Genomic DNA, 9,104 nt, shown 5'->3' on the forward strand with positions numbered 1-9,104 from the left:
CAGGGCAGCGCCTCGATGAGGGCACGGGCCTTGGGCAGGGCCGCGTGCCCGCCTAAGCGGTCGGGGCCGGATGGTCGAGGGGCTGGTCGAGGAGACGGAGAAGCGCTCATGAGGCGTACTCGCTGTTCTCGTGGACGTAGTCGGCGGTGAGGTCGTTGGCCCAGATGACGGCGGAGTCCGCGCCCGCGGCGAGGTCCACGGTGATCCGGACTTCGCGGCCGGTCATGTCCACCAGCTCGCGGTCCTCGCCCACCGATCCGTGTCTGCAGACCCACACGTCGTTGATGGCGACGCCCAGCCGGTCGGGTTCGAAGGCGGCGGAGGTGGTGCCGATGGCGGACAGGACGCGGCCCCAGTTGGGGTCCTCGCCGTGGATCGCGCACTTGAGGAGGTTGTTGCGGGCGACGGAGCGGCCCACCTCGACGGCGTCGTCCTCACTCGCGGCGCCCACGACCTCGATGCGGATCTCCTTGCTGGCGCCCTCGGCGTCCCCGATGAGCTGCCGGGCCAGGTCGGCGCAGACCGCACGGACCGCCTCGGCGAACTCTTCGTGTTCCGGGGTGACTTGGGAAGCCCCGGAGGAAAGCAGCAGCACGGTGTCGTTGGTGGACATGCAGCCGTCGGAGTCGACCCGGTCGAAGGTGACACGGGTGGCGTCCCGCAGCGCCCGGTCCAAGGCCTTGCTGTCCACGTCGGCGTCCGTGGTGAGCACCACGAGCATGGTGGCGAGGCCGGGGGCGAGCATGCCCGCGCCCTTGGCCATGCCGCCGACGGTCCACGTGCCCCGGGTGACGGAGGCCGTCTTGTGCACCGTGTCGGTGGTCATGACGGCGACGGCCGCGTCCTCGCCGCCGGACCCGGACAGCCGGGTGACGGCGCTCTCGACGCCGGCCAGGATCCGGTCCATGGGCAGCGGCACGCCGATCAGCCCGGTGGAACAGACCGCCACGTCCGCCGCGTTCACGCCGAGCCGCTCGGCGGCCTTCTCGGCGGTGGCGCAGGTGTCCTCAAGGCCCTGCGGCCCGGTACAGGCGTTGGCGCCACCGGAGTTGAGCACGACCGCGCGGATCTCGCCGTCCGCGAGTACCTGCCGGGACCACCGGACGGGGGCGGCCTGCACGCGGTTGGAGGTGAAGACGCCCGCCGCGGCACAGCGCGGCCCGTTGTTGACGACGAGAGCCAGGTCCCGGTTGCCGTTCTGCTTGATTCCTGCGGCGATGCCCGCCGCCGTGAAGCCTCGTGCTGCGGTGACGCTCACGGTGCGACTCCGATCGTGGAAAGCCCCAGTCCCTCGGGGAGGCCGAGGGCGGCGTTCATGCTCTGGACGGCCCCGCCCGCGGTGCCCTTGGTGAGGTTGTCGATGGCGCTGATCGCGATGATCCGGCCGACCGCCGGGTCGAGGGCCACCTGGATCTGCGCGGTGTTCGATCCGTACACGGCCGCGGTGCTCGGCCACTGTCCCTCGGGCAGCAGCCGTACGAACGGCTCGTCGCCCAGCGCCTTCTCGTACGCGGCCCGTACGTCGTCCGCGCCGACCCCGGGCCGTGCCGCGGCGGAGCAGGTGGCGAGGATGCCGCGTGGCATCGGGGCCAGGGTCGGGGTGAAGGAGACGGCGACCCGGCGGCCCGCCACGGCGCTGAGGTGCTGCACCATCTCGGGCGTGTGCCGGTGGCCACCGCCCACGCCGTACGGCCGCATGGAGCCCATGACCTCGGCTCCGAGCAGGTCCGCCCTGGGCGTCTTGCCGGCGCCGGACGTGCCGGACGCCGCGACGACCACCGCCTCGGGTTCGGCCAGCCCCGCCGCGTACGCGGGAAAGAGGGCCAGCAGGACCGCGGTCGGGTAGCAGCCCGGCACCGCGATGCGTCTGGAGCCCGCCAACACGGCGCGGGCGCCGGGCAGTTCGGGCAGTCCGTAGGGCCAGGTGCCGGCGTGCGGCGAGCCGTAGAACGTCTTCCAGTCCCTGGCGTCCGCGAGGCGGAAATCCGCACCGCAGTCGAGGACGAGCGTTTCGTCGCCCCACTGCTGTGCGACGGCGGCGGACCGGCCGTGCGGCAGGGCGAGGAAGACGACGTCGTGCCCCTGGAGGACGTCGGCGGTGGTGGGCTGTACCTCCCGCCCGGCCAGCGGAGTCAGATGCGGCTGTAGTGTGCCGAGGCGCTCTCCCGCGCTGGACTGCCCGGTCAGGGCCCCGATCTCCACTTCAGGATGGGCCAGAAGCAGGCGGAGGAGCTCGCCCCCCGCATATCCACTCGCTCCCGCCACGGCTGCTCGCACGGTCATGAACCCTCCCCGTTGACAGACATGTCGTTCTAACGCGATCCGGGCCCTGTCATCAATCACGTACAACATGGGCATGACAATCCTCGGAACGGCCGCGCACCCTCGGAGTTCGGCGGGGGCACGGGCCGGCGTCACCTCAGCGTGAGCGGGAAGGCGGGTCGCAGTACTCGGCGTTCAGAACGGGGAGGATGGTCTCTGCTCCCCAGGTGCTGTTGTAGTTGAACGTGAGCTGGTGGCGGCCGTCCTCGGTGAAGGCGGCCAAGGAGATCCACCCGAACGTGCCTCCGTCGTGATACCAGAGCGTGGTGCCGCAGCTCAGCGTGAGCCGTTCGATGCCGAGTCCGTAGGACGAGCCCGGGAGACCGGGGTCGTCGACGGTCGTCTTCATCTCCTTCAGCTGCCGCGGTGGCAGCAGCTTCCCGCGCATCAGGGCCCCGTAGAACCGGTTCAGATCGGCTGCGCTGGAGATGATGTCGCCGTCGCCCCAGCCCTGTGATCCGTTCATCTCGGTGACGTCGTCGATCCGGTCCGGCTGCGCGCCGAAGAGCTTGGAGTAGCCGTGACTGCTCGGCCGGGGCAGGCGGATGCTGTTGCCGGGGTTGGACGTCGCCTTGAGCCCCAAGGGCTCGATGATGCGGTCGCGCACCTCGTCCTCGTACGACCTGCCGCCGATCTTCTCCACGATCAGCGCGGCCAGGACGTCGTTGGTGTGGGAGAACGAGTACCTGGCACCGGGCTCGAACAGCGGCGCGTGGGTGAGGGCCGCCTTCACGCGCTGCTCGGGCGTCAGGGTGTCGTACCGGTGCCGGAGGAAGCCGTCGCCCAGCACATACGTGTCGTCGTACCCCTGGTCGGCGAAGTAGTCGAACAGCCCGCTGGTGTGGTGGAGGAGCTGCCGTACGGTGATCTTGCGGCCGTCGTTGCCGTTGCCCGTCACCACGCCGGGCAGATAGCGCTCGACGGTGTCGTCGAGACCGAGCTTCTTCTCCGCCTCCATCTGGAGGAGGACCGTCGCCACGAAGGTGTCGGTGATGCTGCCGACGCGGAACCGGTCGTTCTTGCCGCGCGGCGCACCCGTCTTCAGGTCGCCCACGCCCGATGCCGACTTCCAGACTCCGCCGGCATCGCGTGCTTCGGCGGTGATGCCGGGCACACCGGCCGCAACGGCCGCGTCGATCGCGCGCTGCGTCGCCTGGTGGCCGGCCGCCGCGGGAGCCGTCTCCCGTGCTGCCTGGGCAGGAACCGTGAAGGCGGCGGCCGTGATCGCGAGCGCCGCCAGACCGACCACGCCGGCCCTGGGTCTCTTCCGTATCGTCATTCCCCGCTCCTGAGAGTCGTCTGTACTTGGCTGATGCCGTGTGTGGGGTGTGCGGTGCCCGCTGTCAGGAGTGCGTCACACCCGCCGCGTCGAGCGCCGTGGTCGCGTCCCGTTCGATCTGCCGCAGCAGTGGCCCGGGATCGTCCTGGAAGTAGAAGTGACCGCCGTCGAAGACCCGCAGGCCCAGGAAGTGCTCGGTGTGCTCTTCCCAGCCGGTCATCCGCGGCGGTGAAGCGGAGTGGTCCTCGCCGCCCGCGTAGGCGGACAGCGTCACCGGCAGCGGACCGGTGTCGGGAGCGGGGCGCCAGTTCTCCACCAGGCGCAGGTCGGCCCGGATGATGGGGTTGAACAGCGCCCACAGGTCGGGGTCGGCGAAGACTTCGTCGGGCGTGCCGCCGAGCCGCTTGAGACGAGTCCGCAGCTCGGCGTCGGGCATCTCGTGGTACCCGCTCCTGTGCCCCGTCAGCTGAGGGGCGGATCGTGCGGAGACACCGACCCACACCGGCAGCGGCAGGCCCTGGTCGACGACCCGCCGGGTGATCTCGTACGCCACGAGGGCACCCATGCTGTGCCCGAAAAGGGCGTAGGGACACGTCAGTTCGGGCTCGATGCTGCGCAGCAGGAAGTCGGCGAGACGGCCGGCGTCGGTGATCCGCGGCTGGTCGAGGAGGAGGCCGTGGCCCGGGGCGTCGAGCAGCCGCACGTCCCACGTGTCCGGCAGCTCGGCCGGCCAGTTGCGGTACAGCAGATGTGAGCCCCCCGCGTGGTGCAGGACGAACAGGCGCAGGGCAGGTCGGGTGCTGTCCATCGGTCTCCCTTGGTGTGGCAGCTCTGGGGCGATCCTCAGGTGGCTCGCGGCGCGGACATGGGGCGGCAGCCATCGGGAAGAGAGCGGGGCACACGTCGGGGATCTGCCCTGGAATCCCGCGCGTGAGGGATTGACTGAACCCGAACCGAGCAGGCCCCTGACAGGCCCGTCCACGGGCACAGGTCGGCATCGTGGCACAGGAACCCGGCGGGGTACAGAGGAACCCGGCGGGGCGCAGACCCGGGAGGACGACCGGGACGCCGGCGAGCCTGCCGCCCTTGTAGCGCTGACGGTCGAGTCCTTACGGTCGTGGCAACGCCGGGGTCGCTACCGATGCCGGGTGTCCTGTCGATGGGCCCCGAGTGTCCTGTCGACCGGACAGCCGAGTGTCCTGTCGACCGGACGACCCCGATCGGCGAACCCGTGCCCGGTGCTGTCTCGCACCCGGCCTGGCGATTTCCAATCCCGAGTCATCCCATGACGGTTAAGGACGGTGCCAGTTGAGCGCGAACCCCTTCGATGACGAGGACGGCCGCTTCTACGTGGTGGTCAACGACGAGGACCAGCACTCCCTGTGGCCGGTGTTCGCCGAGGTGCCCGCAGGCTGGCGGGTGGTCTTCGGCGAGGCGGCCAGGGCCGAGTGCCTGGAGTACGTCGAGCGGAACTGGACCGACCTGCGCCCCAGGAGCCTGCGGGAGGCCATGGCGGCGGACTGAACGCCGCCCGGGTTCTCGGCACGTTGATGCGGCGGCAGCCGTCGGCACTGCTCGTGACCGACGGTGGTGATCGGTCTATGCCCAGGAAAACACTCTGAGTGGGGAGATGAAGGCTGTGACGGGGGCTGTGAGAACTGCGAGTGGTTACCAGGCGAGAAGGCTGGACAACAGCGGTGAGCCGACGCAGCGCGATGTGGTCCTGTCCTTCGTCGGGACACAGGCCAAGGTGCAGAAGTCGGGGATGATCTTCCCGCAGAACCTGTCGGAGCGGTCCTGGGAGCGCATCGGGACCAACCTGCGCGAGCTCGTGAACTCCTCGGCGTGGTGGCTCGCCGACTGGCTGATCTACGGGGAGGCCACCTACGGGTGGCGGCGGTACAAGGAGGCGATCGAGCGGACCGGGCTCGACTACCAGACCTTGCGCAACTACGCGTGGGTGGCCAGGCGGTTCGAGCACCACCGCAGGCGGGACAGCCTCAGCTTCGCCCACCACGCCGAGGTCACCCGCCTGTCGCCACCGGAGCAGGACTACTGGCTGCGCAAGGCCGAACAGCAGAAGTGGTCGCGCAACGAACTCCGCAAGGCGGTTCGCGCCAGCCTGGCCGTGCAGAACGACACGACCGGCATCCCCCCGGGCAGCGGCGACGAAAAGCAAGAGGTGCCCCAGCTGGCCACGTCGGCGGCCGCTGAAAAGCGCCGGCAGAAGGTCACCACGCTCACCATCGAGCTGTCCGCCGGCCAACTGGAGTACTACTCGAAACTGGCTGCCGCGCACGGTCTGCCCGTCGACAAGTGGGTGACCCAGATGCTCGACACCGCCGATCGCCGCACCGCTTAGAGGCGCTCCGCCCGAAGGTGCCGGCAAGCCCGTTCCCCGTGGTGCGCCGGTGGCTCGTCCGACCGGACACCTCTCACATCGGAGTCAGTTGATGATCCTTCAGGGAAAGCGGGTTGCCCTGCCCCCGGCGCCCGTCGTCCACCAGCAGTTCGAGGCGCACGCGGAGGCCACCCCCGACGCCGTTGCCGTCTTCTGCGCAGGTGAGCGGGTGACGTACGCGGAACTGAACGCGAAGGCGAACCGGTTCGCGCACTTCCTCGCCGCGCGCGGACACGGCCGGGGTGCGAAGGTCGGCGTCTGCCTCGACTACTCGGTCGACCTGCTCGTCGCCATCCTCGGCACGCTGAAGGCAGGCGCGGCCTACGTACCGTTCGACCCGGCCTACCCGGCGGCGAGACTCCAGCTGCTGCTGGGCCAGGTCCCCGATCTCGCCCTGATCGTGGCCTCCCCGGCGACGGCCGGCATGGTCGAGTCGGCGGCCGTCGAGGTCATCGATGCCGAGCAGCTGTCCGGTCACCTGGCGAGTCTCCCGGTGACCGATCCCGACGTCCCGGTCACCGGGGACGACGTGTGCTACGCGGTCTTCACGTCCGGGTCGACCGGTACGCCGAAGCTGACCGCGGTGCGGCACGAGGGCTGGTTCAATCTGATGAACTGGCTGAAGCTCGAGTACGGCCTGCACCGCGGGTCGAACAACCTGGTCGTCAGCGCGTTCGGGTTCGACCTCTCCCAGCGCGCCCTGATGACACCGCTGTTCTGCGGCGCCACCCAGTACCTGATGGCGAGCCGGAACTTCGACGCCATGCTGGCCTACCGCCTGCTGACCGACCATGAGATACGCACGGTGCACTGCGCCTCGAGCACGCTGTACCTGTTGGTGGACTGGGAGAGGGCACGTGGCGGTGACGCGCTCACCCGGCTCGACTACGTGCTGTTCGGCGGGGAGCCGCTGAAGGTCGAACGGATCGCGGACTGGGCGCGGCGCGAGGGCAACAACTGCACCCTCCTGCACCAGTACGGCGTCGCCGAGTGCACGGATGTCGCGACGTCGTACGACCTCGCCGGGCACCAGCCCGGCGAACAGGACATCGCACCGGTCGGCAGGCCGGCCTACAACACCGACATCCACCTCCTCGACGAGCAGTTGCGCGGTGTCGGCGCGGGGGAGTACGGCGAGATCTGCATCTCCGGGGCGAGCGTCGGCGCGGGCTACCTCAACGGCACGGGCCCCGAGAACGAGAAGTTCACGACGATCGTGGTCGACGGTGCGCCGCGCAGGCTGTACCGCACGGGCGACCGCGGCTACGTGACCGAGGCAGGCGAGCTCGTCGTCGCCGGCCGGATGGACGCGCAGGTGAAGGTGCGGGGCATGCGCATCGATCCCACCGACATCGAGCGCGCGCTCGGCCGGCTGGCCGGAGTCCGGGAGGCCGCCGTGGTGGTCACCTACACCGTCTCCGGCGAGGCGGAGCTGAGCGCGTTCATCGTCCCGGCCGGGGACGATCTCACCGCGGACGACGTGCGCACCCGCCTCCTCAAGACGCTGCCGCGGAACATGGTTCCGGCCAGGTTCATGAATATCCCGCGGATTCCGCTGAGCCCGCACGGGAAAGTCGACCGCGCGGCGCTGGCCGGCAGAGCTTGATGACAACCGGGAGGAACATGATGATCGCCGACCGCGTGCGCGCCATTTGGTGCCGGGAATTCCAGCGCGATGACATATCCGTCGATGACGATTTCTTCACCCTGGGCGGCCAGTCTTTGATCATGGTCAGGATTCAGGGTGCCTTCATCGAGGAGTTGGGCGTCGAGGTCACGATGGACCAGATGTTCCTCAACCCGACGGTGACATCCATTTCTGCGTACATCGAATCCCTGGCCGCGTCGGGTCAGAAAACTACCTGGTAGGAGAGGCGCCATGTACGACGTGATTGTCATAGGTGCCCGTTGTGCGGGTTCGCCGACGGCCATGCTCTTCGCGCAGCAGGGTTATCGCGTCCTGCTCCTGGAGAAAGCGCGGTTCCCGCAGGACACGTTGTCCTCGCACTACATCCACCAGCAGGGCGTGGCGCTGCTCAACCGGTGGGGGCTGCTCGACAAGCTCCGTGAAGCGGGCTGCCGGCCGATCGACCACCAGAGCTACGAGGCGCCCGGCGTCCGCATCGACGGCTTCTCCCTGCCGATCGACGGCCTGCGGACCACGTACGCGCCGCGGCGCTACGTGCTCGACCCGATCCTCGCAGACGGTGCCGTGGCGGCCGGCGTGGAGTTCAGGGAGGGCTGCGCGGTCAACGATCTGGTGTTCGAGGGTGACCGGGTCGTCGGCGTGCGGTACACGACGCCCGGCGGCGCCGAGGCGACGGACCGGGCGCGCCTGGTCGTCGGCGCGGACGGCATGCGGTCGCTGGTGGCCCGCAAGGCCGGCGCGCAGAACGTCATCGAGCACCCGCGGATGACCTGCACCTACTACAGCTACTGGGCCGGGGTCCCCGCACACTTCGAGCTGTACGAGCGGCCGGGGCGCTGGATCGGTGTCCTGCCCACCAACGACGACCTCACGCTGCTCATGGCCTACTTCCCGCAGGAGGACTTCTCCGAGGTCCGCAAGGCGGTGGAACCCGCCTACCTCGATGCCTTCCGCACGACGGCGCCCGAGCTGTACGAGCGGATGCAGTCGGGCGAGCGCGTGGAGCAGCTGTACGGCACGGGGCACCAGGAGAACTACTTCCGCAAGGCCTACGGGCCCGGGTGGGCGCTGGTCGGTGACGCGGTCAACCACAAGGACTCCATCACCGCCCGCGGTATCACCGAAGCCTTCGTCCAGGCCCAGTCGCTCACCGGACACATCGGGGAGCGGTTGCACGACGACGCCGCGCTCAAGGCGGCACTGAGGCGCTACGAGAACGACCTGGGCAACGAGGCCCTCAACCACTACCAGGGCGCCCTCAACGTGGCCGAGCTCAAGCCCGAGGGGCGGGCCGAGATGCTGCGGAAACTGGTCGGCCACCAGGACCTGATCGACCGGTACTTCTCGACGCTGTCAGGGGCGTGCTCCATCGACGACTTCTACAACGACGAACTCTTGACCCTGCTCGATCAGAGCTGAGTGACGACTTGCTCCCTGGTTCCGCCGATTTGGAG

9 protein-coding genes are annotated in these 9,104 nt (G+C 69.4%); 5 read left to right on the plus strand and 4 right to left on the minus strand.

Translation table 11 applies throughout. The features are described 5' to 3' along the window. Window positions 1-106: 106 nt before the first annotated feature. From argJ to AQI88_RS26205, 4 genes are all read right to left on the minus strand, one after another. Complete coding sequence (argJ, locus tag AQI88_RS26190; RefSeq protein ID WP_067003742.1) at window positions 107-1,258, minus strand: bifunctional glutamate N-acetyltransferase/amino-acid acetyltransferase ArgJ; 1,152 nt, start codon at window positions 1,256-1,258, stop codon at window positions 107-109. Next, entirely contained in the window at window positions 1,255-2,283 is a 1,029-nt protein-coding gene (argC, locus tag AQI88_RS26195) for an N-acetyl-gamma-glutamyl-phosphate reductase (protein ID WP_067003744.1), read from the minus strand. The genes argJ and argC overlap by 4 nt, the downstream gene beginning before the upstream one ends. A gap of 136 nt (window positions 2,284-2,419) precedes the next feature. Next, the gene (locus AQI88_RS26200) at window positions 2,420-3,601 is read right to left on the minus strand and encodes a serine hydrolase domain-containing protein (protein ID WP_067003746.1); all 1,182 of its coding nucleotides are present in this window, start codon (window positions 3,599-3,601) and stop codon (window positions 2,420-2,422) included. A gap of 64 nt (window positions 3,602-3,665) precedes the next feature. Then, window positions 3,666-4,409, minus strand: coding sequence for a thioesterase II family protein (locus AQI88_RS26205; protein ID WP_067003748.1), 744 nt, complete (start codon window positions 4,407-4,409; stop codon window positions 3,666-3,668). A 500-nt stretch (window positions 4,410-4,909) separates the two neighbouring features. Here AQI88_RS26205 and AQI88_RS26210 point away from each other — a divergent pair, with 500 nt between their 5' ends. From AQI88_RS26210 to AQI88_RS26230, 5 genes are all read left to right on the plus strand, one after another. After that, window positions 4,910-5,125 carry an MbtH family protein gene (locus AQI88_RS26210; protein ID WP_067003750.1) on the plus strand — a complete coding sequence of 72 codons (216 nt, stop codon included), beginning with the start codon at window positions 4,910-4,912 and terminating at the stop codon, window positions 5,123-5,125. A 127-nt stretch (window positions 5,126-5,252) separates the two neighbouring features. Next, on the plus strand, window positions 5,253-5,963 hold the full coding sequence (locus AQI88_RS26215) for an LmbU family transcriptional regulator (RefSeq protein ID WP_067003863.1): 711 nt from the start codon (window positions 5,253-5,255) through the stop codon (window positions 5,961-5,963). Window positions 5,964-6,054: 91 nt separating this feature from the next. Then, entirely contained in the window at window positions 6,055-7,608 is a 1,554-nt protein-coding gene (locus tag AQI88_RS26220) for an amino acid adenylation domain-containing protein (RefSeq protein ID WP_067003752.1), read from the plus strand. Between the two features lie 17 nt (window positions 7,609-7,625). After that, a complete protein-coding gene (locus AQI88_RS26225; RefSeq protein WP_079057814.1) occupies window positions 7,626-7,871 on the plus strand; it encodes a phosphopantetheine-binding protein in 246 nt (81 codons plus the stop codon). A gap of 10 nt (window positions 7,872-7,881) precedes the next feature. Then, window positions 7,882-9,069 carry an NAD(P)/FAD-dependent oxidoreductase gene (locus tag AQI88_RS26230; RefSeq protein WP_067003754.1) on the plus strand — a complete coding sequence of 396 codons (1,188 nt, stop codon included), beginning with the start codon at window positions 7,882-7,884 and terminating at the stop codon, window positions 9,067-9,069. The last annotated feature ends 35 nt before the right edge of the window (window positions 9,070-9,104 follow it).

Source organism: Streptomyces cellostaticus, assembly GCF_001513965.1.
In the GTDB taxonomy this organism is placed as follows: domain Bacteria; phylum Actinomycetota; class Actinomycetes; order Streptomycetales; family Streptomycetaceae; genus Streptomyces; species Streptomyces cellostaticus.